Below are 24,125 nucleotides of genomic sequence, written 5' to 3' on the forward strand. Positions count from 1 at the left end.
ATATTATTTAGTCTCGCGCTTCATCGTCATTGGAAGTGTGGTATTGGCATCATAACGGCCTTTGCAATCAGCAATACCGCTCAGACCTTGCTTACAGACGATCTCAGGCATTTGATATTTTGAACCATCACTACACTGCGCCCTATAGCGGCTGTTAATCACCAAATTACCCGACTTCATCAGTCCGGCGGTAATATTGGCCTGACAGGTGACGTTGTCACCGTGGGTAATTTTTACCGTGCCTTTACCCTTTTTAATCTGATATTTCAGGCTCGGCGCTCTACCGGTCTGGGCGGCTTTAATATCGGGACTGACGCGCCAGTTGCCATTAAGGAAGGCGGTCGAACCCACCTTGACCGCATCGAATGGGAGTACCAGCGCATTTTTGCTCTGTGCGGCAGTTAATTCTGGCGCAGCAACCGGTTGTTCTACTACGGCCGGTGGCGGGGGAACAATGGTGGCATGTTCCAGCGGGAGTTTTGGCTCCAGCAGCGGCTGAGTCATTTTAATAACCGGTGCGCTGGCTTCAGGCTCGGCTTTATCTTTAACTGCCTTATCTTTAGCCACCGCTGGCTTAACCTCTGGCGCTGCTGAAGCACTTTCTGGTATTCCGCCACTGAATTGCACGATTAAGGCGATAATTAATGCCACAACGGGCAATGCCCAGCTAAAGCGCAGCCAGCGAGGTGTTTTTTTCTCAGGCAGCGAGGGCGGGACAGGTTCTGGCATCGGCTCGATGGCTGGCGTAATGTCGGCTGGCGGTGGTGGTTCGCTAATCGCGGCAACCGGCGGCGCGGCCGGTTCAGGTGGTGCAGCACTCAGTGGCGAGAAAGTTGGCTCAATAGCCTCGGCTGTTTGTCGTAAGCAATCGAGTGGGTCAGTTCGTGTTTTCTGATCCTGACTGACAAATCCCCAAAAAGTCAGTACCGGTTTGCCTGCCACCAGATATACATGATTCTGATCGGGAAATTGCAGGGTTTTGGCCAGCAACACACCGAATAACCGCTGAGCGGCCTTATCTGATTTTTGCGCACGCTGACATAAATCATTGGCACTGGAGAGGCAGGCAGACAGTTGTTTTATCGCGGATTTTCGCTCTGTAGTGCTGGCCGCAACCCATGAGGTGACTTTACCTTCAATTGGCGCATACCAGTCAATACGGTCACCTTGCTCATTGAGCTGCGGGATCGCCAGGCAATCGGCAATCGGCTGCTGTTTTTTGAGACGCAATGCCTCTCTAATCTGAAGTGCAGCAGCATAAACCGGTTGTCCGTTTTCGCCCAACGCCAGAATATCGTCCAAACTACCACTGCGTAAAAATGATTTCGCCACGCAAAAGAGACCTTTTCAAAGCAGAAAATAAAGTGTTATCTGCGACAGCGACTATTTTAAGGTCAGCGAAGGGGAATCAAACGTGAGAATAAGTGGCAAAATGGGGCGTTGTTTACCAGTAAAGCGGGTTCTCAGGATTTACCCTGCAACGAAACTGTTTTTTCCGTTACAGGGTATTATTGACTAACCCAACGACAACAGACGTGACAACACCTTTTGCAATAGCAACATTTAATCAATATCAGCACAGTAAAATAGGTTGGAACGCCACGTTATGTCAGCTATTTTTTTAATATAAATAAGTTGCTTTATAAATAAGCCGTTTTATAAATAACCTGTTCTATAAATAAATAGCTATGTCAGACTCTCAACCTGTTTTGTTGTTTGTCTTCTGGCCACAATACCTGCGGTAATAAAAGTGAGCAGGGCAGAGAGCAATCCAGTGGCGATCCAAAATATTGATAATGTATGGAAGTTATAAAGTGTTTTGCCGGCTTCTATTACGGAGGTTTTATCAATAATAACCCCGGTAATAAACTCACCTAACCCGGCACCAGCATAGCTGGCAATGCCAATCGTGCCCAGCGCTGCGCCCGCAGCCTTCTTGGATGAAATATCAACGGCAATCAAACCGCCAAGAAAACAGGTTAATGCACCTATGGTGGCACCGAAAATAATCATCGCTAATATATCGGTATAATGATTTCGCGGCATAAATATCATTAAAGCAAAACCAAAGGTATTTAATAAACCTATTATTCCGGCCATAACACTGCGATTACGTGGAAAGAATTTGTCTGATAAAATACCGGCGATAATAGTGCCAAATATACCGGCGATAGCATTTACCCCGATGATGCCTGATGCTTCCAGCGTGGTATATTGTTTCGCTTGTTGCAGGAAGAAAATACCCCAAGAATTCACCGCATAGCGGTCGATATACATAAATGCTGACGCTAATGCGAGTGTCCATAATGCCGGATTACGCAGTGACCACAGTTGGCTTTTTAATACCGAGGTTTTCTCTTCAGTGACACTTTCTGGTTCATTGCGAATCACACTGATAGGCGGGTAACTGGCACTTTGTGGTGAGTCAGTCATAAACAGCAAAATCAGGACAATCCCTACCACGCCCAGCATGGCAGTGGTGAAATAACCAAACTGCCAGCCAAAACCAGCAATTACCGCCGCAATCACCATATAGGTCACCGCCTCACCAATATTGTGTGCCGTTGACCAAATGGAGTAAAAGGTTCCCCGTTCTTTATCGCCATACCAACGGGCCAATGAAACCACACAAGGGCCGACCCCCATTGATTGCGCCCAGCCATTAATCCCCCAAAATAGTGTCAGCAGCAGGGCATTGGTGGTAGTGCCCATCATAAAGTTCATACCGGCACTGAGCAGCAGCCCCAAACTCATAAAGCGCACGACATTGGCATGGTCAGCAATAAAACCATTAACTAACTTACCGATGGCGTAACAGAAAAACAGCGCCGAACCAATCATGCCCAATTCGGTTGGGGTGATGCCAATTTCCACCAATGCACTTTTGGCGACAGTAAACGAGAGACGGCAAACATAAAACATCACATACGCCACCGTCATCGACAAAAACGTGCCCCAGCGCAGAGTGATAAACTTCTTCTCATTAAACACCCCTTGCGGGGCTATCGCCGGTGCAGCTTTAAAGAAAGCGAAAATACCAGACATAATTTCACTCCAGATAGCGGATAAGCAAAATGCACGCTGATTAAGCATTCTCCCGAGATTCCGTAAGGGGAGCGATTCGTCCTTAATATTGTTGTGAGTGTGTAGGGTACATAATCAGAATGATGTTGCTGTTCCAGACAGTAAGTAGTAACTAGTAAATAGATAGTAGGCACCGCCCACGACTTCGGTCAGCTATGACTTCAGTGGTTGTTTAACAAATTCAGTCAGTTGCTGATAAACCTGTGGATTGGCCATCAAGACCACATTGCCTTTTTGCAGCCCGCCATCAGCCAAAAAGTTATTGGTTATGCCACCGGCTTCACGTACCAGAACGATCCCTGGCAGGCTGTCCCACGCATTCATATGCGGCTCGTAGTAGCCAATCAGCCGCCCGGCAGCCACCTGCGCGGTCATCAATGCGCCGGAACCACTGCGTATAAACATGCCTCCGGCATGCAGTAGGTGGTTGAGAAAGGGCAGAAAATCCTCTGGCGTAACTCGGTGTGAGGTGCCAACCCCCATCACTCCATCGCGCACATCTTTGCCCGGATGAACCTGGATAGGTTTACCATTGAGAAATGCACCTCCTCCCCGGCAGGCATGAAACAGTTCCTGATGATTGGGATCGTAAACCACACCAATAACCGGTTCGCCATCGACAATCACACCGACTGAAACGCACCAGGTATGCAGCCCGTTCAGGAAGCAGGCGGTGCCATCTATCGGATCAACCACCCAGGTACAAACGGCATTGGCATGACCGCCGCCGCTTTCCTCCCCCAAAAAGTCATCCATTGGGAAGCGCTGTGCAATCATATTGCGGGTCAATGCTTCGACTTCTCGGTCAGCCATACTGACCACATCCTGCAAATCATTGCCTTTGTGTTGTATCTCTAACTCTTGCCGTTGCTGGTAAAAACCGAATGCCATAAAGCCAGCAGCTTTCGCGACATCACAGGCAAATTGATAGCGGGAATCAATGTCCGTCGCGCTTAATCTGGTCATATCAAATACTCCTTGTTAACTTTTGCACTCGTGTGCAAACAAAGAAACTTATGTAGCCGATAACAACTCTGCTACATGATAATGGCGATAATGAAAATATTATTCCGTGATCACTTGCACATAAAACAAATCATTCATTTTATGCTGATTGTCGAACAACCAATTCCACTGGAATGGTCTTTTGTACCGAGGGTTGTTCAAAGCGACGAATGCGATTTACCAGTAAATTTACCGCAGTTTGCGCCAAACAGTCGGTATCTTGCCGGATAGTCGTTAATTGGTAGGCGGCGTAGGTTGCCTGTGGGATATCATCGAAACCGATGATTCGAACCGGTTGCTGGGGCAGATGGCGGTGTAAATAATCCATTGCGCCCATTGCCAGCATATCGGTGGCACAGAATAACCCATCGAGATCAGGGCACTGTGCGACTAAGGCCGCTGCCGCATCCCAACCCGCTTCATAACCGCCTCTCTCACAAAAAATGCTCGCGAGTGGCTGCCCGTGGGCTGTCAATGCTTGCTCAAACCCCTGATGGCGCTGGCGGGTACTGAAATTGTGGGCATTTTCACCAATAAACCCGGCGGCCATCACTCCCTGAGCTAACAGATGATGGGCCGCCAGGGTCGCGCCTTGCGCATTATCACTGCAAACCTGGTCTGCTCCATCCAGTTCGGTCTGGCGATTGATCAAGGTGACAGGGATTTTTCTGGCGAGATACTCTTCGGCTAAGGAGAGGGGCGGAGCACCAGAGGTCAGGATCACACCGGCCACATGGTAACTCAGTAACTCTCGTAGCTGAGGTTCCAATTGTTTGGGGTCATCGGCGTTCATCAACAGCGGCATAAACCCTTGAATCGCCAGATTATGAGCCAATGGAGCCAGCAATTTACTGCGAAAAGGGTTATCAAAACCCGCCGTCACTAATCCGATAAAATTACTGCTGCCGGTTATCATTGAGCGCGCAATAATATTGACCTGATAGCCAAGTTCAGTTGCTGCCGCCTGAACGCGCTGGCGTGTTTTTTCTGAAACAGAGGCTCCGGGCGTAAAGGTGCGTGAAACTGCGGAACGAGAGACACCCGCGAGCCTGGCAACATCACTGGCGGTAACCCAACTGTTTTTTGCTTCGCTCATCTTACTGGCTCGGTATTGTTCTGCGGTGGGCGCTTGCGGCAAGTATACGTTTCTGTCGATGTTGAATCATTAGTATTTTCGCGCTAAGACATTTAGATTATCAAAACAGCAAATCAAATTGCTGACACAGCCAACGGAAGGAAATACCGTGAATCAATCACAAGCGACAACTCATCTCTCGGCCGTTGAGGCAATAGAGAGGCTGGAGACATTATACGAGGCGGCATTGAGCGCATTGCGTGATGCTATCAGCGCCTATATTCGCGATGGGGCTTTGCCTGATGTGGGTGACCGGGCGAAGGGCTTATTTTCATATCCACAGTTGAGTGTCAGTTGGGATGGCCAATTCCGCGATCATCAACGCACCAGGGCTTACGGTCGTTTTTCGCGCACTGGTCAATACAGCACCACAATCACCCGGCCAACATTATTCAAAGAATATCTGACTGAACAGCTGACATTACTCGAAAGTGAATACAATGCGGTGTTTGAAGTGACACCGTCACAACAAGAGATGCCGTATCCCTTTGTTATCGATGGCTCTGACCTGATTCTCGACCGCTCGATGACCGCAGGGCTGGCTCAACATTTCCCGACCACCGATTTGGCTAAAATCTGTGATGGCATCACTGACGGTATTGATATTGCCGGCGCAGATTTCCCGCTATCGCATTTTGATGCACTACGTACCGATTTTTCCCTGGCACGTCTCAAACATTACACCGGTACACCGGCAGAACATATTCAGCCCTATATTCTATTTACCAATTACAGCCGCTATGTTGATGAGTTTGTCAGTTGGGCCTGTCAGCAGATTCTGGATCCCTCCAGCCCTTATAAGGCGCTATCTTGCGCCGGAGGCAGTTACATCACCGCTGAAAATGCCGAGCCAGAGAAGACAACATCTGATTTGGCGTGGAAAAAATACCAAATGCCGGCCTATCATTTAATCGCAGAAAGCGGGCATGGCATCACGCTGGTGAATATTGGCGTCGGCCCCTCGAATGCCAAAACCATTTGTGACCATCTGGCGGTAATGCGGCCACATGCATGGCTGATGATCGGGCATTGCGGTGGTTTACGTGAGAGTCAGGCGATTGGCGATTATGTATTGGCTCATGCTTATTTGCGTGATGACCATGTGCTGGATGCGGTGCTGCCACCGGATATTCCGATCCCCAGTATCGCTGAAGTTCAACGGGCATTATATGACGCCACCAAAGCGGTGAGCGGTATGCCGGGGGTTGAAGTTAAACAACGGCTGCGTACCGGAACGGTCGTAACTTCCGACGATCGTAACTGGGAGCTGCGTTTCTCGGCTTCTGCACTGCGTTTTAGCTTAAGTCGTGCGGTGGCGGTTGATATGGAAAGTGCCACGATTGCGGCGCAAGGGTACCGATTCAGGGTGCCTTACGGCACATTATTGTGTGTGTCAGATAAACCGTTGCATGGTGAAATCAAGCTGCCGGGGCAGGCGAATCACTTCTATGAAGGTGCCATTTCCGAGCACTTACAGATCGGTATTCGGGCCATAGATTTGCTGCGCGCAGAGGGTGATCAACTGCATTCGCGCAAATTACGGACCTTTAACGAGCCACCGTTCCGTTAATATCCCCTATAATAGCGGGCGAGATATCCTACGATATTTTGCTCGTTATTCACTTGCCACCATCTTAATAAAGTTATCTCGCGCCAGATCCGCAATAGCACTATTCCAGGCGATGCCCACTTGCCAACTGAGATTATTTCCACTGAGTGGCATGATATTCATGCCAGGCGGCGCAATATGCACCACACTTTGCGGTAATAAGGCAACGCCGATACCAGCAATCACCAGCGCCAATATAGTCTGAATATCTTCAACTTCTTGCATCGTGGGCGCATACCATTGGTTTGATTGCAAAAATAGATCGGTTTGTGCATTGAGTCCACGCCCACGCTCAGTATATAAACGCAGCAATGGCAGGTATTTTAACCACTCATCGGGGGCGTGTGTTTTATTTTGTGGTGTCACCAGCACCAGGCGGTCTTCAAATAAAGGATAAAAATCCAATACCAATGTGGGGGGAGCACGCACAAAGCCAATTTGCAGTTCACCGCGCGTTAATAACGCATATTGTTGCGCCGAGGGAATATCTTCCAGGGTGATAGAAATCGCGGGGAATTGCTGTCGGAATTTGGCGATACACTGTGGCGCGGTATAGAAAGTCGATAGACCAAACCCGATGGTGAGCAACCCTTCAATACCCTGAGCAACGCGGGCGGCAGATTGCAAAAAGAACTCGGATTGACTGACCGTTTTCTCTGCTTGTGCGAGTAATTGTTGCCCACTGCGTGTCAACGCCGCGCCATGTCGCCCACGGGTGAACAAGTGAATATTCAGCATCGATTCCAACAAGTTAATCTGCTTGGTCAGTGCCGGTTGCGTCACGCAAAGGGCCTGTGCGGCATCCCCGTAGTTGCCTTTTTGCGCGAGCATCACAAAGGCTTTCAGCAACTTTATATTCACTTATTCATTCCTGTTGGTAATCAAAAAAGGAAAATCATTCATTATAAAGTTATCAATAGCGCTGCTGTAATACCAATCATAAAAATCAGCAATAGCTGTCCGAGGAGGATAATGTGACTGAACTATCATTGATCACCGCAGCAACAGTACAATTCCAGCATCAGGCCAACAATAAGCAATACAACCTATTGGTTATTGAACGATTTATTGAGCAGGCGGCGCTGAAAAACATCAAAATATTGGCTTTCCCAGAGATGTGCATTACGGGATATTGGCATGTACCTAAATTGACGGCAGCGCAAGTGACCGCTTTGGCTGAGCCGATTGAAAGCAGCCCATCGCTTGCCTTGGTGCGGGCTTTGGCGCTGAAACATCAAATGCTGATTGGTGTCGGCCTGATAGAGCAGGGGAACGACGGGCGACTCTATAATGCTTATGTCGCTTGTATGCCTGATGGGTCGCTGCACACGCACCGCAAACTGCATGCTTTTGAACACCCAGCTATCAGCAGCGGTGATTCTTATACGGTTTTTGATACCCCCTGGGGCGTCAAAGTCGGCATTCTTATCTGCTGGGATAACAATTTGGTGGAAAATGTGCGCGCAACCACCTTGCTTGGTGCTGATATATTACTAGCACCGCATCAAACCGGTGGAACACATTCACGCAGCCCATATGGTATGAAGCCCATTCCACTCGATCTCTGGCAGCAACGCGCGGAAAGAACAGCGGAAATGATGGCGGCTATTCGCGGCGTAAATGGTCGGGAATGGTTAATGCGTTGGTTACCGGCCCGTGCACATGATAATGGCCTGTTTATTCTCTTCAGTAATGGGATTGGCGCGGATGATGATGAAGTTCGTACCGGCAATGCCATGATACTGGACCCTTATGGCCGTATCATCAATGAAACCTGGGAAGCCGCCGATGTGATGGTCAGTGCTGAATTAGATCTGTCGTTAATCCCACTCAGCACCGGACGGCGCTGGATTTATGGCCGTCGGCCCGAAATGTATTCTATTTTAACGCAACGGCAAGGTTATGAACGGGATGCCATTTCAGCCCGTTTTTCCACTGACATTCCTGACGTGAAAAAGCCATAAATCCGCCAACAGTAGGGGCTGGGAAACCAGCCTACCGGCGAACGCCAGTACCAATACTGATACTCGAGATGCCGCTTGAGCCGCCACTCACCCCAACATGGCCAGTATTGGCGCAGGCGACCAGTAATAGCGTGAGCATCACGAGGGTTAATGTTTTCATTTGCAGCCCTTGGTTAAATCAATATAAACAGTTTGAGGTTAATGACAAAGTGCCCGTAGCGGTGAAAACAGGCAGATCGTAAAGACGCCGTAAATACATCCTTGTAGGCTCGAGCCGCGCCATCCGTGGCGCGGACGCTTTACTCTTCTACCTGTCCTCACCTTGCAAGATCGAGTTGTTGAAGTTTGTCAGCAGCCTGAATAGCTTGCATCATATCATTCAGTATATAACTAAAGCGTATGGGAATCGGTGGTTTCATTTTGCTGACAGCGGAATAGGTCGTGCGGGAAATTATAAACAGCGTAAATGTATAGTCGTAACGGGCTGATTCAACCTGATTGGTGACAGTATCTGTTTAATAATCAGATCAATAGTTTCGCTCCCAATCAAGAGAATCGCTTATGCATTTTACTCAAGCCATTGCCAGACTTCCTGCTGACACCTGTGGTAGCGGCCAGACAACATCCCAATTGGGCGTACCGGATATTGCCGCCACCGGTCAACAATTTCTGGCTTATGTCGATACTTTGCTGCGACTTGGCCTGAAAGTGACCATCTTACCGGCGGCTCCGGCCTTCCCGGATGCGCATTTTGTCGAAGATACGGCGGTAGTGATGCCGGAGCTGGCGGTGATAACTCACCCCGGCGCACCAAGCCGCCAGGGCGAAGTGGACACCATTGAGCCATTGTTCACCGATCGCCCTGTTTTTCGCATGAGTCATCAGGGGCATCTTGATGGCGGTGATGTGTTATTAGTCGATAAACAGTTCTTTATCGGGCTGACATCGCGCACCGATAAAGCAGGAATTAGCGAGTTTACTGCTGCGGTCGGGCGCTATGGTTATCAAGTGACCGCCATTGAAGTGAGCGCCGGTCTGCACCTGAAATCCATTGTGAACTACGTGGGCCACAACACTTTGTTGCTAACCGAAGATTACCAACACCATCCGGCCTTTGCTGGCTTTAACACTATTGTGATTAGCGACGCGGAGTCTTACGCCGGTAATACCTTATGGATCAACGATACACTGATTACTCCGCAAGGTTATCCTGCTACCTTGGCGCAAATTGAAAAGCTGGGGATGCCTATTATCCAGCTTGATACCAGTGAATTTAAAAAAATGGATGGCGGCTTGACCTGCCTCTCACTTCGTTTCTGATCTTTGCCAACACCGGGATTTTAATAATGAAAAAGACATTCGCTGCATTATTGACTGGCTTGATACTTTCCGCTCCCGTAGCGGCTCAGACGATAGAAACTATCAGTTTTGGTGTGGACGGCGGATACCCACCGTTTGATGTGCTGGCTCCCAGTGGCGAGATCACCGGTTTTGATATTGATATCGCAAATGCATTATGTGACAACCTGCATGCCAAGTGTGTGTTCGTCAAACAACCCTTTGAAAGCATGATTGCGGCGCTGAATGCGCGTAAGTTCGATGCCATTATTGCCTCGCTGAGTATCACTGATGAGCGCAAAAAAGAAGTCGATTTCACCGATCGCTATTACCGCAGTGCGGCGCAATTAGTGGCACGTAAAGGCAGCCCATTGTCACCTGATGTTGCCAGCCTGAAAGGGAAAACAGTTGGGGTTCAAACCGGATCTATCCATGAGACTTACGCCAAAAAACATTGGGGTGGGCAAGGGGTCAAAATTGTCTCTTACGCCAATCAGGATAATGTCTATCTGGATCTGATGTCAGGGCGGATCAACGCCTCGCTACAAGATAATATTCAGGCCGCCAGCAGCTTTATTGATACGCCACGCGGGCAGAAGTTTGCTTTTGCCGGGCCGGTTATTCAAGACGAAACCATCTCGTCTGATGTGGGTATCGCCGTTGGTAAAGATAACCCGGCTTTGCGCGATGCACTGAATGGGGCCATAAAAGCGATTCGTGCTGATGGTACTTACGACGCCATTCAGAAAAAGTATTTTAGTTTCGATATTTACGGCGAGTGATTTTTTGCCGTGATTTTTGCCACCACCGGGCACTGGCACACCGGCCCGGTGGTGGTTTGTTAGCCTTGGGAGGTCGATAATGGTCGCAGACTATTTGCCGTTACTGGCACAAGGGGCGGGCTTATCACTGTGCGTGATGCTGTTGTCACTGGCCGTGGCACTGGCACTCGGCCTGATCAATGCGGTTATCAAGCTGTTTGGCCCGCGCTGGCTACGTTGGATCTCTACCGGCTACACCACATTAGTGCGTGGTATTCCCGAACTGGTGATTATGCTGCTGCTCTTTTTTGGTGGCGAAATGCTGGTGAATGGTTTTCTTGGCCTGCTGGGATTGGGGCCGGTTCGCTTCAATACTTTTGTTTCCGGTGTGCTGGCAATCGGCATTGTATTTGGTGCGTATTACACCGAAACCTTCCGTGGTGCTTTTCAAACTGTGGATCGCGGTCAGTTGGAAGCCGCTGTGGCTTACGGCATGCGCCCCGGACAAGTGTTTCGGCGGATTATGCTGCCACAAATGCTCAGTTTTGCTATTCCCGGCATCAATAATAACTGGCTCGGTTTGATGAAAGCCTCTGCCTTGATCTCGATTTTGGGATTGGAAGATATGGTATGGCTGGCCGAGCAGGCAGGGCGCGCAACACAAAAACCTTTCCTGTTCTACTTCCTGGTGGCGATGATTTATATGGTGATTACCGCGCTGTCCAGTTGGGGCTTTAGCCTGTTGGCGCGGCGTTATGCACTGTCAACCTCAACGGCGGCGAGGGCGCGCTCATGAATCTGCAAACCATCATGGAAGCAGTGCCGACATTCCTCTATAGCGACGGTTCTGATATGACCGGTCTGGCGGTGACGGCCAAGTTATTTTTGCTGTCAGTCGTGCCCGGTTTACTGCTGGCGCTGGTGATGGCTGTCGGGCAAGCATTCGGCCCACGCCCGCTGGCCTGGTTGATACGCAGTGTAACTTATTTCTTTCGTAGTACGCCGCTCTACCTGCAACTCATGCTCATCTACTATGGCCTGTCGCAGTTTGACATCGTGCAGTTAGGCTGGCAGGACGACCAACCCTTTTGGCTGCTGTTCCGTGATGCCACTTTCTGCGCCACACTGGCGTTGGTGCTCAATACCAGCGCTTATGTTGCCGAGTTATTGGCGGGCATGATGGTGACTTTCCCGCGTCAGGAGTGGGTGGCTGGCGAAGCCTTTGGTATGAGTCAGTGGCAAATCATTCGCCGTTTGGTATTACCGGCGACATTACGCCGCGGGATTCCGGCGTTGAATAACGAAATGGTGTTCTTGCTGCATGCGACCTCACTGGCCAGTACCGTCACATTGCTCGATATCACCGGCGTGGCGCGGGCTTTCTATGCCGCCACTTATTCGCCGTTTATTCCGTTTCTGATGGCGGCTGCGCTGTATTTGCTGTGTACCTTTATGTTGATTTTTTTGTTTTCACGCGCGGAACGTCGCTGGTTGGCCTTTGCCCGCCACGATTGAATCCAGCGGGCAATCCAGCTTTAACAGCTTTAAGCACGTTTGATGGCTTGTAACTCGGTGATGGTGACGATTTTATCGACGCGGAATTTTTTGCTGGTGAGCCAGGTGTCGGCCAGTAGTCGGTAGTGCTCCATGTTGCGACAGCCAATGCGCACCAGAAAATCAAAACTACCGCCGACCAGCCAGCAATCCAGCACTTCTGGCGTTTTACGCACTTCTTGCTCGAAGGCTGCTTGAGAGTGCCCATGGTCGGCTAAGGCAATTTGTGCCTGGATAACAAAAGCATGCTCAGGTTCCGGTAGCTCAATAATTGCACTGTAACCCCGGATAATACCGGCGCGCTCCAACAGCCGAACGCGCTCCAGACAGGGGCGGGCGGTCAAATTGACCTGCTCGGACAACTTCTGATAAGAGATGCGGCCATCCTGGCTCAGGATTTCAAGGATTTTTTTGTCAATTCGGTCAAGCCGGGGTTTCTTTTCCACAGATAGGACGTCCAATGAAAATCAATAATCATAAGTTACCTGAACATGCCCTAAGTGGGCAGCGTCAATTAACCAGTTTTCATTTCGGCCAGCCGGGTGTGGGCGAGAAAATCTACCTACAGGCGGGCCTACATGCCGATGAACTGCCCGGAATGCTGGTATTACATTATCTTAAAAGATTACTGAGTCAGGCGGAACGGCGCGGAGAAATTCAGAGTGAAATAATTATTGTGCCAATAGCTAACCCGCCAGGTATGGCACAAGTGCTGTTAAACAGTGGAATAGGCCGTTTTGATTTGATCAGTGGCCGCAATTTTAATCGTGATTTCCCTGATTTGGCTAAATTAGTACAGCAGCGGCTGGAGGCGGCGACATCAAGCGAAAAAGAGACGACGCCGCAACAGATACGCCGCGCGATGGCCGATGCATTACAGGATTTGCCCGCGCTCAGTGAAGTGGATGCTTTGCGTCAACATTTGCTCATGCTGGCCTGTGATGCTGATTTGGTGCTGGATTTGCATTGCGATGACCGCGCTATTTTACATCTGTATGCCGATCCGGCCTGGCGAGCAGCAGTGGGTGTGCTCGCGCGGTTTTTGCATATCGACACCGTGCTACTTTCACAAGACAGCGGCGGTGGTTCGTTTGATGAAGCCTGTGGCTTGCCGTGGCATCGGCTAGCTGCACATTATCCTGAGCTGGCCCCCGCCTGTATGGCCGTGACGGTGGAATTGCGTGGGCAACAGGATGTCAGTCACTCGCTGGCCAGTGCGGATGCCGAGCGTATTTATCAATATTTACAACATCGTGGCGCTATTGCGGGGGTTGTTCCTGAAGTTCCGCAGCGAGAGGTGGTGATGTTACCTTTTTCCGCCGGGGAAATCGTCAATGCGCCCGCCAGTGGTTTGCTGCTGCTATTGCGTCAGCCGGGTGAATGGGTGGCGAAAGATGAAGTCGTTGCTGAAATCATTGATCCGATAACTGATACGGTTAAAGCGGTGCGGGCCAAAGCGGGCGGGATCATCTATGCCAGCAGGCGTGCTCCGTTTGTGACCTTGGGAGCTGAAGTGATGAAAATTGCCGGGAAAACCCCCTACACAGGTGGCGGGGGGTTAGCGTCCTAAGTCTAAGTGTTACAGGCTTAACTCGCGTAGCAGCGAAAATGCCTGTTGGGTATATTCTTCACTGACCACAAAAGCACGCAATTGATGCTGGCTGTCTGTTGCGCGCGCAATTATTCCTTGCGACGTTAAATTAATTTCCCAGTTGAGGTCACGTCTCTGGGTTTCACCCGCGAAATATAATGGCAAATCTGGCGTTTTGACTTTGACCAACATCGCTGGAAGTTTAAGGCAATGCGCACCACCCAACAGGTTTTTCGCGAGTGTCATGGCAGCGACCAGAATGGGCTGCAAAAAGGGCAACACTTTCCCGCCAATCTCAGCGCAATCGCCAATAGCAAAGATATCAGGATCCGAGGTTTGTAGCTGTTGGTTAACCTTGATGCCGCGTCCGATATCAAGCCCTGCGGCTGCCGCAACAGATGTTTCCGGCTGTAATCCCATCGCCGCAATAACTGCATCTACGCTATAGCGGTGGCCACAATGGAGTGCTACCTGCAATCCATCTGCCACTTTTTCAATACTGCGCAGTTCATTATTAAAAACCAGGGTGATGCCCCTCTGACTGAAGCGATGTTGCAAACGGCTGCTGATTTCTACAGGCAGGACAGAGGCCAGCAGGCTATGCGCTTTGTCCAGCAAAATCACACCCTTGCCCGCACGCTGCAAGTCCATCGCCAGCTCCGCACCGATTAGGCCACCGCCTAATACCAGGATACGGCGAGCTTTTTGTAATGTTTCTTGCTGCTGTCGGTACTCATTTTGACTGTTAAATGTACAGATCAACTCATTACCCGCAATCGGTGGCAGCATTGCTGTGGCACCGGTTGCCAACACCAGTTTGTGATATTGAAATAGCTGATCGCCACACAGAACCTGCTTATTGTGTCGCTGAATGGCAGTGACGCGGGTTCCCGTGTGCAGGGTTAGGCTATTTTCCTGCGCAAACTGTTCAGCGGACATGCGGGTCAGGTCGTCAGCACTTTGCTGGCGACTGAAAACATGGCTTAAATCTGGTTTGTTATAATCAACACCACTATCGGCAGCAATCATATTGATGGCTACCTGTGAGTCGAGTTTGCGGATGTTTTTTACCACCTGACGGGCAGCAAAGCCGGAACCCACAATCACAATGTTCTCAACCATAACAGCCTCCCTTAGAGTGGATCGAAAACAGATTTGCCCAATCCACATTCCGGGCAAAGGAAGAAGTCCGGCACATCATCCCAGCACGTTCCTGGTTTAACATCTTGCAGCGGCTCACCCAGCGCCGGGTCATATACCCACTGACAGACACTGCATTGCATCGAGATACCCAGATCTGCTGGTGCGGTAGAACTATTTTCTTCATTGATGGCTGGGGTTGCAGTATCAAGTAATGTGCTGCTATTCAGTGGGTGTAAGGCCCATTCGCGGGCAATCTTGCGCCCATGTTCGCGGCATTCGTCCAGCCCATCATTGTCTGGTCGCCATTTCATTTTTAGCGAGAGGGAAATATCAAATCCGGCATCCATCAGGCGGGTTTGAATTCGGTCAACCGCGCCCCCCGTCCAGCCAAAACTGCCAAAAGCTGCCGCTTTTTTATTACGAAAGCGTAGCCCGGCCAGTTCTTCAAGCATGCCGGCAATTTTGGGCATCATCACATTGTTCATGGTGGAGGAGCCAACTAACACACCTTTTGAGCGGAATACCTGTGTCAGTATTTCATTCTTATCGTGACGCGCAATGTTGTAGATTTTCACGGCCACCGCGGGGTCGGTTTCATGGATCCCCTGAGCAATGGCATCAGCCATCATCCGAGTATTGTTTGACATCGTGTCATAGAAAATGGTGATACGATCTTCTTGGTAATCAGCGGCCCATTCCAGGTATTTCGCCACAATTTGGGTCGGATTATCCCGCCATACCACGCCATGAGAGGTGGCAATCATTGATACCGGCAGATTGAAACCAAGGATTTCATTGATCTTAGGTGTGACCAAGCGACTGAAGGGCGTCAAAATATTGGCATAATAGCGCGCGCATTGCTCATACAGCTCAATCTGGTCCACTTCATCATTAAACAAATGCTCGTCACAATAGTGCTGACCGAACGCATCGTTACTGAAAAGTACTGCATCGCCGGTGATGTAAGTCATCATGCTGTCAGGCCAGTGCAGCATCGGTGTTTCAACAAAAATCAGCTGCTTACCATTGCCAATATCCAGTGTGTCGCCGGTTTTGACGGTGATGAAATTCCATTCAGGATGATGATGATGTCCGTTAATTGAATCGATAGCATTGGTGGTGCAATAGATCGGGGTGTGAGGGATGCGTGCCATTAATTCAGTTAATGCACCAGCATGGTCTTCTTCAGCATGATTAATAATAATGTAATCGAGCGTATTCAGATCAATCTCGCGCGCTAAGTTAGCCACAAAATCGCGGCCAAATTTCTGATCAACGGTATCAATCAGCACGTTTTTTCCTTCGCAGATCAAATAGCTGTTGTAGCTCGTGCCTTTAAGGGTTTTATATTCGGTGCCATGAAAATCGCGGACTTCCCAATCACGTTGCCCAACCCATTTAATATTATTTTTAACCTGAATGGCCATGAACCGTTCCTTACTAAAGTGAATGAATAATCTCACTGTAGAGAGCAAAGGGCGTGCCATGATTTATATTATTGATTTTGTTAATTTAAAATTTAAAGTTTGTCATTGTGACACTATCAGTTTATTGTCATAAAGACTAATACTGTGTCGGAATGACAAAACATGAGTTTATCCATTCAGTCGCTCGCTCAAATAGCTATTGAATTGCAAAGCGGTTTATCTGGGCAAGATCGTTTTCAGAAATTAATCAGCAGCTTACGGCAATTACTACAATGTGATGCTTCAGCGTTACTGCGTTATGAACACCAGCTGTTTCGTCCGCTGGCGATTGATGGTTTATCACCCGACGTGCTGGGCCGGCGTTTTTCGCTGTCATCTCATCCTCGGCTGGAAGCCATTGCTCGTGCGGGTAATGTGGTGCGTTTCCCCACCGATAGCCACCTTCCTGACCCTTACGACGGCCTGATCCCCGGCCATGATGAACTTAAAGTTCATGCCTGCATTGGTTTACCTTTATTTGCCGATCAAGAGCTTATCGGTGCGCTGACTTTCGACAGTATGAATCCCGCCCAATTTGACAGGTTTAGTGATGAAGAGCTGAAACTGATTGGTGTCCTGGCCGCTTCGGCACTGAATAATGCGCTATTAGTGGATGTTTTAGAGAAACAAGCTGTGCCTACGGTGAGTTCTTTAAATATCCATAAGCAGACAGTCCAACATTCAGAAGATGAGATGATTGGTCTTTCGCCGCTGATATTGCAACTTAAGCATGAAATCAAAGTGGTTGCCGGATCAGAGCTGAATGTGCTGATTACTGGTGAAACCGGGGTAGGGAAGGAATTGGTGGCCAAGGCAATTCACCATTTATCGCCGAGATCGGCCAAAGCGCTTATCTATTTAAACTGTGCGGCATTACCGGAAAATGTGGCTGAGAGCGAGTTGTTTGGTCATGTTAAAGGAGCATTTACTGGCGCAATACATGACAGAACCGGCAAATTTGAAATTGCTGACAATGGAACACTTTTTCTCGACGAAATTGGCGAGCTTTCTTTGGTACTTCAGGCCAAATTACTGCGCGTTATCCAATATGGTGACCTGCAAAGAGTGGGTGATGACAGAACCAAACGGGTCAATGTGCGTATCATTGCAGCCACTAATTGTGATTTGAAACAAGCGGTTATCGAAGGGCGTTTTCGCGTGGATTTGTTTCATCGGCTGAGTGTATTTCCGCTGCATGTTCCTCCGCTGAGAGAAAGAAAAGGGGATATCATTCTGCTGGCGGGATTTTTTGTTGAGCGAATAAGAAAGAAATTGGCCATCAAGCAGTTAGGTATTCCGCCCGAGACATTATCTCTGCTCGAAAATTACCGTTGGCCAGGTAATGTTCGTGAGTTGGAGCATGCAATTTACCGTGCCGCAGTATTAGCTCGCGCTTCGCAGCATGCGTCAGAGTCATACTTTTTATCTCCTGAGTTATTTAATATTGCCGACTCAGTTACACCACATGTTGCGCATGAAATATTCAGCGAAAATCAGCATGCGGCTCCGCAAAATTTGCAATCTGCCACTCGTGATTTTCAACGGCAATTGATTACCCAAATGCTAAAGGAAAAGGGGATGAATTGGTCGGCCTGCGCCAGAGCGCTTGAACTTGATACGGGTAACCTGCACCGTCTCGCCAAACGACTGGGTATAAAATAATAATATAACGTGGATAACTTCCTATTTTTCCACAAAAATTTTTATCCTAAAGTGGTGCGGAGTGATTGCTCACACTGATCACCATAACTATCATCGCCCGATGAAAACGACCCCTACACCCCATGATGCACTTTTTAAGAATTTCGTCACCAAACCCCAGACGGCTTATGATCTGCTAGATATTCACTTGCCATCCGCCCTGCGGAAAATCTGTGACCTGAAAACACTGCGGCTGGAATCGGGCAGTTTTATTGAAAATGACCTGCGCGCCTATTACTCTGACGTGCTCTACTCACTAAAAATGCAGGGGCAGGATGGCTATGTTTACGCGCTGATTGAGCATCAAAGCTCTTCCGACAAGCATATGGCTTTTCGCTTGATGCGCTATGCCATTGCCGCTATGCAGAACCATCTTGATGCCGGACACGACCAACTGCCTCTGGTCATTCCCATGTTGTTCTATCACGGCATGGTCACGCCGTATCCGTATCCCATGAGTTGGTTACAAGCGTTCAGCGTACCCGCACTTGCCGGACAGCTATATGGTGGCAACTTTCCGTTGATTGATGTGACCGTTATCCCCGATGATGAAATCATGACACACAAGCATGTCGCCATTCTGGAACTGTTGCAAAAACACATCCGCCGACGTGACCTGTCCAAACTGCTGAAACCACTGGTTACCCTGATATCGAAAGGCTACACTACCAAAGATCAACTAATCTCTGTGATACATTACATACTGCAAAATGGTGATACGGCTGACCCGAAAGGATTCATCTTAGATTTAGCCTACCACTTGCCACAGCACAAGGAGGAACTCATGACGATTGCACAGAAATTGAAGCAAGAAGGCCATCAAGTAGGCAAAATGGAAGGGGGACAAGAAACGGCACTGAAAATTGCCCACTCTATGCTGGCTAATGGTTATGACCGCACTGAAGTCATGAAGTTAACCGGTCTAAGCGATAAAGAACTGGCACAAATTTGCCATTAAGTTGCTAGCTAAATCCCTACTTTTAACAGGCGATGTTGCCTTAAACGTCGTCTGTTTGCGCTGTTTATTCCCCCTTTCCCTTTTTATTTCTTACTCTTTGTTGCCTCATCCATCTTTAACGCATCACTACGATAACCCCCCATTTTTCCATAAAAAATTTTAGAGTGGCGCAAAATTGAATCTCTATTCATAGCGTTGGGCGCAATAGCGACAAAAGGGAGTGGTTCACGGGTTCGCTTTGAAATTAATAAGATAGTTGCTTCATTTCATCGGCCACATCCCGACAAGGAAGCGAAAGCCTACCAAGTACGTGATGCCAAAACATTTCTTGAAGCTGTAGGAGTGGTACCATGAATACAATGACATACAAAAATTATGCCGCAAAAATTGAATACAGCGATGAAGATCAATGTTTGATTGGTCATATTGCCGGTATTCGCGACGTTATCGGTTTTCATGCAGATAATGTAGCCGATTTACGTATCGCCTTTGAAGAAGCTGTAGATGACTATCTGAGCTATTGCGCTGAACAAGGCCGTGAACCACAGCGCCCAGCCAGTGGCAAAATTAGCTTACGTATACCGCCAGAAATTCATTCAGCAATCAATATTGCTGCGGAAGTTTCAGGGAAAAGCACCAATCAGTGGATAAGTGAGACACTTGCGAAAGCAGCACACGGTTAATTACCGTTCCTTATTGTCATTAATGCTTACAGCAGCAATGAGGAAGACATTCATCCCGCTAAACGTTTATCAGCGATCTGCTGGCTAAGGCAGAAGTGATGGTAAAAATTGAATGAGGTGAGCTGATGCCGAAAATAGGAACATGTTTTCTCGATTGTAAATTTTCAGCGGGATCGTTATAATTTAGCCGGCTAAATAAAATGATGCGAACCCTATGAATTATAATGCAAGAGTCCTGCCGACCCGTGAAGCTCTGGCCCGCGTGCAGCAGCAAGAGAACCTCGGAAGCGATGTTTCCGGTGTAGATTTAGTCCTCAATCTGATCACCACAGCCGATTTAATACGTTCAAATATTTATGATCGACTCGCGCAAGACTATGACATTTCTGAAGGTAAATTCATTTTATTGATGTCACTTTATGGCGAAGGTGAGACTGCCGCCAGTGAACTGGCGTCGAGGATTGGGGTTGCTCCCGCAACAGTTTCGGTGATGGTTAAGCGTATGCTTTCTGCCCCCGAACCCTTAATTACCATGACACGAACCCATGCTGATGGTCGTTCCCGCTTGATCGCATTAAGCCCCGCTGGCCGCCGAGTGATTAAACAGGCGTTACCCGGTCACTTAAATGCTATTAACTCTTTTGCCGACGTTCTGAATGACCAGGAGCGCGAGTCTCTGATCCTTATGTTGCAAAAATTATTACGTAAAAAACCATAACTATCCGGGCTTAAGATGTAAGCCATGAGTTTGATGACAAAAGTATTAATAGCAGTGAGTGAAGGGTTTACCGCACCTAGGGGCACTCCGATGGCTCACGCCATTACGGCCCCAACGGCACGATTCCCCTTCATTTGAGATTGTCATCAGTCTGGCGCTTATAGATATGAGCTTTTTTTAACCACATACTTAGTCGGCTAAATAAATTGAATTCACCACAAAATAACGCATTCAAACCTATGGTAAAAACAGCAGTGATCTTTTTGGGGCTACTGCTTGTGGGGTCAAGTCTCATCTATTTCGGCTCAAGAAATGATGCCGTCTCGGTGGCGAAAAGTATCAAATCAGGGGTATTAACGGCTGATGAAATCAATATTGCATTTGAAAATGTGGGCGGAAAACTCATCAGTCGTCAGGTTCAGGAATCTCAGCAGGTGAAAAAGGGGGACGTCCTGATGGTGCTGGATGGAGTCGATACCGACATTGCCATTGAGCGTCTTAAGGCAGTTATTCGTTCTCAGGAAGCATTGATTCGTCAGGAGGAGTCGGCTATTCGTATCGCCACCAATGAAACCACGTTAACCGAGGTTTCATCCTGGCGTAAGATTGAAGAAATTCAGGCTACATTGAGCGCGGCCCGTGCCAGTGAAAATCTGGCGCGCACGGATTTTAATCGCATTGCCAAGTTGCATAATAGCGGCAGTGTTTCGCAATCGATGCTGGATAATGCCAACAGCAGTTTGACCACAACCCATGCCGCAGTGATACAAGCAGAGCGTCAATTGGCTTCAGCGATGATTGGCACGACACCAGCGCAAATGAAAAATCTGTCAGAAAAGGAGAGTGCGCAGGGCATGACACTACAGTCAATTGCCAACTCTCGCGAATCTATCAAAAACCGCCAAAACATTCTGGATCAGTTACTGGCTCAATTAGATCAATCTCATGCAGAACTCAGGCAACTTGAAGTCAATCGTCAACGGCTGACACTGACGGCACCTGAGAGCGGTAAAGTTTTAAAACTCCTTTATCAATCCGGTGAAATGATCCCAGCAGGCGCACCGGCGGTGTTGTTAGAAACCGATCGCAAATACGTGGATATCTACGTTAACGAAAATATGGTCACCGCCTATCAACCGGGAACCACTGTCAAAGCGCAGGTTCCGGCGCTTGATAGTCAGGTTAGTGGCGTGGTGCGATTTGCCAGTGCAGCGCCTTCGTTTGCTGATCTGCGTATGACGCGGGAACGAGGCCAGGCGGATTTAACTTCCTATCAAGTGCGTATCTATACCGAAGATAAACCACAGTTACTGAGCGGAATGACACTTGAGGTAGATGATGCAGAACATCGTTAAGTCTATGCTGGATGAAGTCAGTGCCATGATGTCTGGTCATGTTATCCCTTACCACAAAGTCGCTATTGTGGTTGCGGCGGTTATTGCATTACTTTTCTCACTGGTGTTTTCTCACTCGACCGTATTTGAAGGCAAGATTGCGGTGATTGATCTGGATGCTTCTAATTATTCTACGGCGCTCATTCAAAAGATAAATACATCGCCCTATATTGAAGTCACACAAGTATTACGCTCTCCGATGAATCCGGAAATATTGACGGCACATGATAGGAATATTGGGGTGCTCTATATTCCCAAAGGACTGGAAAAAAGTCTGAAAACCGGTGATAGAACAGTACGCCTGGGCTACTTTGCCGATCATAGCAACTCGGCACAAAATGCGGAGGTACTGCAAAATCTGAATGAATATATTCCAGAACTGGGTGCGGAAATTGGCGCAGAGCACATCGCCGCGTTAGGATTGGGGCGCGAGGGAACAGAGGCGGTGTTAAGCCCGATGCAGCTTAAAAACCGCCATCTGTTTAACCCAACCAATACCGCCACTAACTCAACCAGTATCGCTTTTGTCTATTTTTTCTCTTCACTGTTTTATGGGCTGGCGACACTGATGGTGGTTGGTCGATTGAAAGTGACAGGAGCCTGGGGTCAAGCGGTGTTTAACCGCGGGCCGTTAGCGCTGATGTGCCGCATGGTGCCTTATGCCTTCTTTTATACCACCGGTATTACGGTGGTAAGTGCGCTGCTGGTGACTTTTGGTCAACTCAGATTTGAGGGTAACTATTTTGCCTATCTGCCCACGATATTTATGACCGGATTAGCTTTTGGTTGGCTGGCATTGATTCTATCGTGGTCAACGCAAAATCCGGGAGAAGGGGCCAGTTTGATGACATTTCTGGTGCCGCCGGGCTTTATTCTCGGTGGAGCGACGATGGCAGTGGGTTTTTTGCCGCTCTGGGCTTACTACATCAGCTATGCTTTCCCGCTGGTGTGGCAATATCGATTTTATCGTGACTTTGCCATGCGCGGGCAAACGTTGGCGCAGATGCTGCCAACTTATGGCGCCTATCTGATCTTTTTGACCGCAATTGCGTCAGTGGTGGTACTGCTTTATTACCGCACCAAAAGACAGATCGCAGTTGCATAAATAAGCGCCCTCAATACTTGGGAGATCAGGCTTGAGGGCGATGTATATTACTTTATCAGTCGGTCAAAATCTGAAGCATCATGGCGCTCAGCTAACTGTTCTTCTGGCGCTCCCCAGGTTTTATTGACGATACGGCCGCGCTGGACAGCAGGGCGCTTACCAATGGTTTCGGTCCAACGTATCAGGTGAGTATAGGATTTCACATCCAGGAATTCACCCGCTTCATATTGCAAGCCCAGCACCAGATTGCCGTACCACGGCCAGATAGCGATATCCGCAATGGAATACTCATCTCCCGCAATATATTTATGAGTCGCGAGCTGTGTATTGAGCAAATCGAGCTGGCGCTTGGCTTCCATAGTGAAACGGTCGATGGCGTATTCAATTTTCACTGGCGCATAGTGATAAAAATGGCCGAAACCACCGCCTAAATAAGGGGCCGCGCCTTGCAGCCAGAATAGCCAATTGAGTGCTTCAGTTCTGGCTGCAGGGGATTTTGGCAAGAAATGTCCGAATTTATCCGCCAAATACAGCAAAATAGCACCAGACTCAAAAACCCTGATTGGCGGGGTGGTTGAATAGTCCATCAAGGCCGGAATTTTTGAATTTGGATTGACGGCAACAAACCCACTTGAGAACTGATCACCTTCACCGATACGAATCAGATGGGCATCATATTCCGCACCTTTCTCACCCAAAGCCAACAACTCTTCCAACAAAATGGTGACCTTCTGACCATTCGGCGTACCCATGGAATACAGCTGTAAGGGGTGTTTGCCAACCGGCAGGTCAGCTTCGTATCTGGCACCGGCAGTCGGGCGATTGATTTTCGACCATACACCACCGCTGGCATTGTTTTCCGTCCAGACTTTGGGTGGTTGATATTCGTTATCTTTCATCGTGGATGACCTTATTT

24 protein-coding genes and 1 pseudogene are annotated in these 24,125 nt (G+C 48.7%); 14 read left to right on the forward strand and 11 right to left on the reverse strand.

The window, feature by feature from the left end; all coding sequences use genetic code 11:
- Positions 1-3 precede the first annotated feature (3 nt).
- The 4 genes from FTB31_RS17920 to FTB31_RS17935 all read right to left on the reverse strand — a co-directional run bounded on the left by FTB31_RS17920 (position 4) and on the right by FTB31_RS17935 (position 5,185).
- Positions 4-1,332, reverse strand: coding sequence for an SrfA family protein (locus tag FTB31_RS17920; protein WP_175628048.1), 1,329 nt, complete (start codon positions 1,330-1,332; stop codon positions 4-6).
- A 354-nt stretch (positions 1,333-1,686) separates the two neighbouring features.
- A complete protein-coding gene (locus FTB31_RS17925; RefSeq protein WP_175628049.1) occupies positions 1,687-3,045 on the reverse strand; it encodes an MFS transporter in 1,359 nt (452 codons plus the stop codon).
- A gap of 192 nt (positions 3,046-3,237) precedes the next feature.
- A complete protein-coding gene (locus FTB31_RS17930) occupies positions 3,238-4,050 on the reverse strand; it encodes an inositol monophosphatase family protein (protein WP_050078068.1) in 813 nt (270 codons plus the stop codon).
- 139 nt (positions 4,051-4,189) lie between these two features.
- Complete coding sequence (locus FTB31_RS17935; RefSeq protein ID WP_050078149.1) at positions 4,190-5,185, reverse strand: LacI family DNA-binding transcriptional regulator; 996 nt, start codon at positions 5,183-5,185, stop codon at positions 4,190-4,192.
- 148 nt (positions 5,186-5,333) lie between these two features.
- Here FTB31_RS17935 and FTB31_RS17940 point away from each other — a divergent pair, with 148 nt between their 5' ends.
- Complete coding sequence (locus FTB31_RS17940; protein WP_050078067.1) at positions 5,334-6,794, forward strand: AMP nucleosidase; 1,461 nt, start codon at positions 5,334-5,336, stop codon at positions 6,792-6,794.
- 45 nt (positions 6,795-6,839) lie between these two features.
- On the opposite strand, the gene FTB31_RS17945 is transcribed toward FTB31_RS17940, so the two are convergent.
- Complete coding sequence (locus FTB31_RS17945; RefSeq protein ID WP_227731666.1) at positions 6,840-7,694, reverse strand: LysR family transcriptional regulator; 855 nt, start codon at positions 7,692-7,694, stop codon at positions 6,840-6,842.
- Positions 7,695-7,807: 113 nt separating this feature from the next.
- Here FTB31_RS17945 and FTB31_RS17950 point away from each other — a divergent pair, with 113 nt between their 5' ends.
- Complete coding sequence (locus FTB31_RS17950) at positions 7,808-8,797, forward strand: nitrilase family protein (RefSeq protein WP_227731667.1); 990 nt, start codon at positions 7,808-7,810, stop codon at positions 8,795-8,797.
- Between the two features lie 31 nt (positions 8,798-8,828).
- Here the strand turns inward: FTB31_RS17950 and FTB31_RS21505 are convergent, their stop codons facing one another.
- Together FTB31_RS21505 and FTB31_RS17955 are read right to left on the reverse strand one after the other, a co-directional pair.
- Complete coding sequence (locus FTB31_RS21505) at positions 8,829-8,957, reverse strand: hypothetical protein (protein ID WP_258018744.1); 129 nt, start codon at positions 8,955-8,957, stop codon at positions 8,829-8,831.
- A gap of 34 nt (positions 8,958-8,991) precedes the next feature.
- Positions 8,992-9,057, reverse strand: a pseudogene (locus tag FTB31_RS17955) (gluconate 5-dehydrogenase); the annotation flags it as partial.
- Positions 9,058-9,358: 301 nt separating this feature from the next.
- Between FTB31_RS17955 and FTB31_RS17960 the strand changes: the two are divergent.
- The 4 genes from FTB31_RS17960 (at position 9,359) to FTB31_RS17975 (ending at position 12,411) form a co-directional block, all read left to right on the forward strand.
- Positions 9,359-10,117: a dimethylarginine dimethylaminohydrolase family protein gene (locus tag FTB31_RS17960; protein WP_227726080.1), complete on the forward strand. Its 759-nt coding sequence runs from the start codon at positions 9,359-9,361 to the stop codon at positions 10,115-10,117.
- Between the two features lie 26 nt (positions 10,118-10,143).
- Complete coding sequence (locus FTB31_RS17965) at positions 10,144-10,917, forward strand: ABC transporter substrate-binding protein (RefSeq protein ID WP_013649902.1); 774 nt, start codon at positions 10,144-10,146, stop codon at positions 10,915-10,917.
- A gap of 79 nt (positions 10,918-10,996) precedes the next feature.
- Complete coding sequence (locus FTB31_RS17970; protein ID WP_050078064.1) at positions 10,997-11,692, forward strand: ABC transporter permease; 696 nt, start codon at positions 10,997-10,999, stop codon at positions 11,690-11,692.
- A complete protein-coding gene (locus FTB31_RS17975; protein WP_019083111.1) occupies positions 11,689-12,411 on the forward strand; it encodes an ABC transporter permease in 723 nt (240 codons plus the stop codon). Before FTB31_RS17970 ends, FTB31_RS17975 begins: the two co-directional genes overlap by 4 nt.
- Positions 12,412-12,440: 29 nt before the next feature.
- On the opposite strand, the gene FTB31_RS17980 is transcribed toward FTB31_RS17975, so the two are convergent.
- Complete coding sequence (locus tag FTB31_RS17980) at positions 12,441-12,896, reverse strand: Lrp/AsnC family transcriptional regulator (RefSeq protein ID WP_005165550.1); 456 nt, start codon at positions 12,894-12,896, stop codon at positions 12,441-12,443.
- 14 nt (positions 12,897-12,910) lie between these two features.
- On the opposite strand from FTB31_RS17980, the gene FTB31_RS17985 reads away from it, so the two are divergent.
- Positions 12,911-14,020, forward strand: a complete 1,110-nt coding sequence (locus FTB31_RS17985) for a succinylglutamate desuccinylase/aspartoacylase family protein (protein ID WP_227731668.1) — start codon at positions 12,911-12,913, stop codon at positions 14,018-14,020.
- Positions 14,021-14,029: 9 nt separating this feature from the next.
- On the opposite strand, the gene norW is transcribed toward FTB31_RS17985, so the two are convergent.
- Both norW and norV read right to left on the reverse strand, forming a co-directional pair.
- Positions 14,030-15,163, reverse strand: a complete 1,134-nt coding sequence (gene norW / locus FTB31_RS17990; protein WP_227731669.1) for an NADH:flavorubredoxin reductase NorW — start codon at positions 15,161-15,163, stop codon at positions 14,030-14,032.
- Positions 15,164-15,174: 11 nt separating this feature from the next.
- Positions 15,175-16,611, reverse strand: coding sequence for an anaerobic nitric oxide reductase flavorubredoxin (gene norV, locus FTB31_RS17995; RefSeq protein ID WP_050078059.1), 1,437 nt, complete (start codon positions 16,609-16,611; stop codon positions 15,175-15,177).
- A gap of 162 nt (positions 16,612-16,773) precedes the next feature.
- Between norV and norR the strand changes: the two genes are divergently transcribed.
- The 7 genes from norR to FTB31_RS18030 all read left to right on the forward strand — a co-directional run bounded on the left by norR (position 16,774) and on the right by FTB31_RS18030 (position 23,209).
- Entirely contained in the window at positions 16,774-18,312 is a 1,539-nt protein-coding gene (norR, locus tag FTB31_RS18000) for a nitric oxide reductase transcriptional regulator NorR (RefSeq protein WP_227721793.1), read from the forward strand.
- 100 nt (positions 18,313-18,412) lie between these two features.
- Positions 18,413-19,309 carry an Rpn family recombination-promoting nuclease/putative transposase gene (locus FTB31_RS18005; protein ID WP_227719372.1) on the forward strand — a complete coding sequence of 299 codons (897 nt, stop codon included), beginning with the start codon at positions 18,413-18,415 and terminating at the stop codon, positions 19,307-19,309.
- Between the two features lie 174 nt (positions 19,310-19,483).
- Positions 19,484-19,663, forward strand: coding sequence for a type II toxin-antitoxin system HicA family toxin (locus FTB31_RS18010; protein ID WP_227731693.1), 180 nt, complete (start codon positions 19,484-19,486; stop codon positions 19,661-19,663).
- On the forward strand, positions 19,660-19,992 hold the full coding sequence (locus FTB31_RS18015; RefSeq protein WP_046050405.1) for a type II toxin-antitoxin system HicB family antitoxin: 333 nt from the start codon (positions 19,660-19,662) through the stop codon (positions 19,990-19,992). Before FTB31_RS18010 ends, FTB31_RS18015 begins: the two co-directional genes overlap by 4 nt.
- A 214-nt stretch (positions 19,993-20,206) precedes the next feature.
- Complete coding sequence (locus FTB31_RS18020; RefSeq protein ID WP_050078056.1) at positions 20,207-20,710, forward strand: MarR family winged helix-turn-helix transcriptional regulator; 504 nt, start codon at positions 20,207-20,209, stop codon at positions 20,708-20,710.
- Between the two features lie 326 nt (positions 20,711-21,036).
- Positions 21,037-22,065 carry an HlyD family secretion protein gene (locus tag FTB31_RS18025; protein WP_227719370.1) on the forward strand — a complete coding sequence of 343 codons (1,029 nt, stop codon included), beginning with the start codon at positions 21,037-21,039 and terminating at the stop codon, positions 22,063-22,065.
- Positions 22,049-23,209 carry an ABC transporter permease gene (locus FTB31_RS18030; RefSeq protein ID WP_227731670.1) on the forward strand — a complete coding sequence of 387 codons (1,161 nt, stop codon included), beginning with the start codon at positions 22,049-22,051 and terminating at the stop codon, positions 23,207-23,209. Before FTB31_RS18025 ends, FTB31_RS18030 begins: the two co-directional genes overlap by 17 nt.
- Positions 23,210-23,256: 47 nt before the next feature.
- Here the strand turns inward: FTB31_RS18030 and yghU are convergent, their stop codons facing one another.
- Positions 23,257-24,108 (reverse strand): glutathione-dependent disulfide-bond oxidoreductase, encoded by an 852-nt coding sequence (gene yghU / locus FTB31_RS18035; RefSeq protein ID WP_227731671.1) that lies wholly within the window; start codon positions 24,106-24,108, stop codon positions 23,257-23,259.
- Between the last annotated feature and the right edge of the window lie 17 nt (positions 24,109-24,125).

The sequence above is a fragment of the Yersinia proxima genome (assembly GCF_902170785.1).
Taxonomy (GTDB): Bacteria; Pseudomonadota; Gammaproteobacteria; order Enterobacterales; family Enterobacteriaceae; genus Yersinia; species Yersinia proxima.

Bases quoted from the DNA above. Each gene is read 5' to 3' on its own strand.
- FTB31_RS17925 (WP_175628049.1), bottom strand. From the start codon at position 3,045: ATGTCTGGTATTTTCGCTTTCTTTAAAGCTGCACCGGCGATAGCCCCG.
- FTB31_RS17930 (WP_050078068.1), bottom strand. From the start codon at position 4,050: ATGACCAGATTAAGCGCGACGGACATTGATTCCCGCTATCAATTTGCC.
- FTB31_RS17935 (WP_050078149.1), bottom strand. From the start codon at position 5,185: ATGAGCGAAGCAAAAAACAGTTGGGTTACCGCCAGTGATGTTGCCAGG.
- FTB31_RS21505 (WP_258018744.1), bottom strand. From the start codon at position 8,957: ATGAAAACATTAACCCTCGTGATGCTCACGCTATTACTGGTCGCCTGC.
- FTB31_RS17960 (WP_227726080.1), top strand. From the start codon at position 9,359: ATGCATTTTACTCAAGCCATTGCCAGACTTCCTGCTGACACCTGTGGT.
- FTB31_RS17965 (WP_013649902.1), top strand. From the start codon at position 10,144: ATGAAAAAGACATTCGCTGCATTATTGACTGGCTTGATACTTTCCGCT.
- FTB31_RS17970 (WP_050078064.1), top strand. From the start codon at position 10,997: ATGGTCGCAGACTATTTGCCGTTACTGGCACAAGGGGCGGGCTTATCA.
- FTB31_RS17975 (WP_019083111.1), top strand. From the start codon at position 11,689: ATGAATCTGCAAACCATCATGGAAGCAGTGCCGACATTCCTCTATAGC.
- FTB31_RS17985 (WP_227731668.1), top strand. From the start codon at position 12,911: ATGAAAATCAATAATCATAAGTTACCTGAACATGCCCTAAGTGGGCAG.
- norW (WP_227731669.1), bottom strand. From the start codon at position 15,163: ATGGTTGAGAACATTGTGATTGTGGGTTCCGGCTTTGCTGCCCGTCAG.
- norV (WP_050078059.1), bottom strand. From the start codon at position 16,611: ATGGCCATTCAGGTTAAAAATAATATTAAATGGGTTGGGCAACGTGAT.
- norR (WP_227721793.1), top strand. From the start codon at position 16,774: ATGAGTTTATCCATTCAGTCGCTCGCTCAAATAGCTATTGAATTGCAA.
- FTB31_RS18005 (WP_227719372.1), top strand. From the start codon at position 18,413: ATGAAAACGACCCCTACACCCCATGATGCACTTTTTAAGAATTTCGTC.
- FTB31_RS18015 (WP_046050405.1), top strand. From the start codon at position 19,660: ATGAATACAATGACATACAAAAATTATGCCGCAAAAATTGAATACAGC.
- FTB31_RS18020 (WP_050078056.1), top strand. From the start codon at position 20,207: ATGAATTATAATGCAAGAGTCCTGCCGACCCGTGAAGCTCTGGCCCGC.
- FTB31_RS18030 (WP_227731670.1), top strand. From the start codon at position 22,049: ATGCAGAACATCGTTAAGTCTATGCTGGATGAAGTCAGTGCCATGATG.
- yghU (WP_227731671.1), bottom strand. From the start codon at position 24,108: ATGAAAGATAACGAATATCAACCACCCAAAGTCTGGACGGAAAACAAT.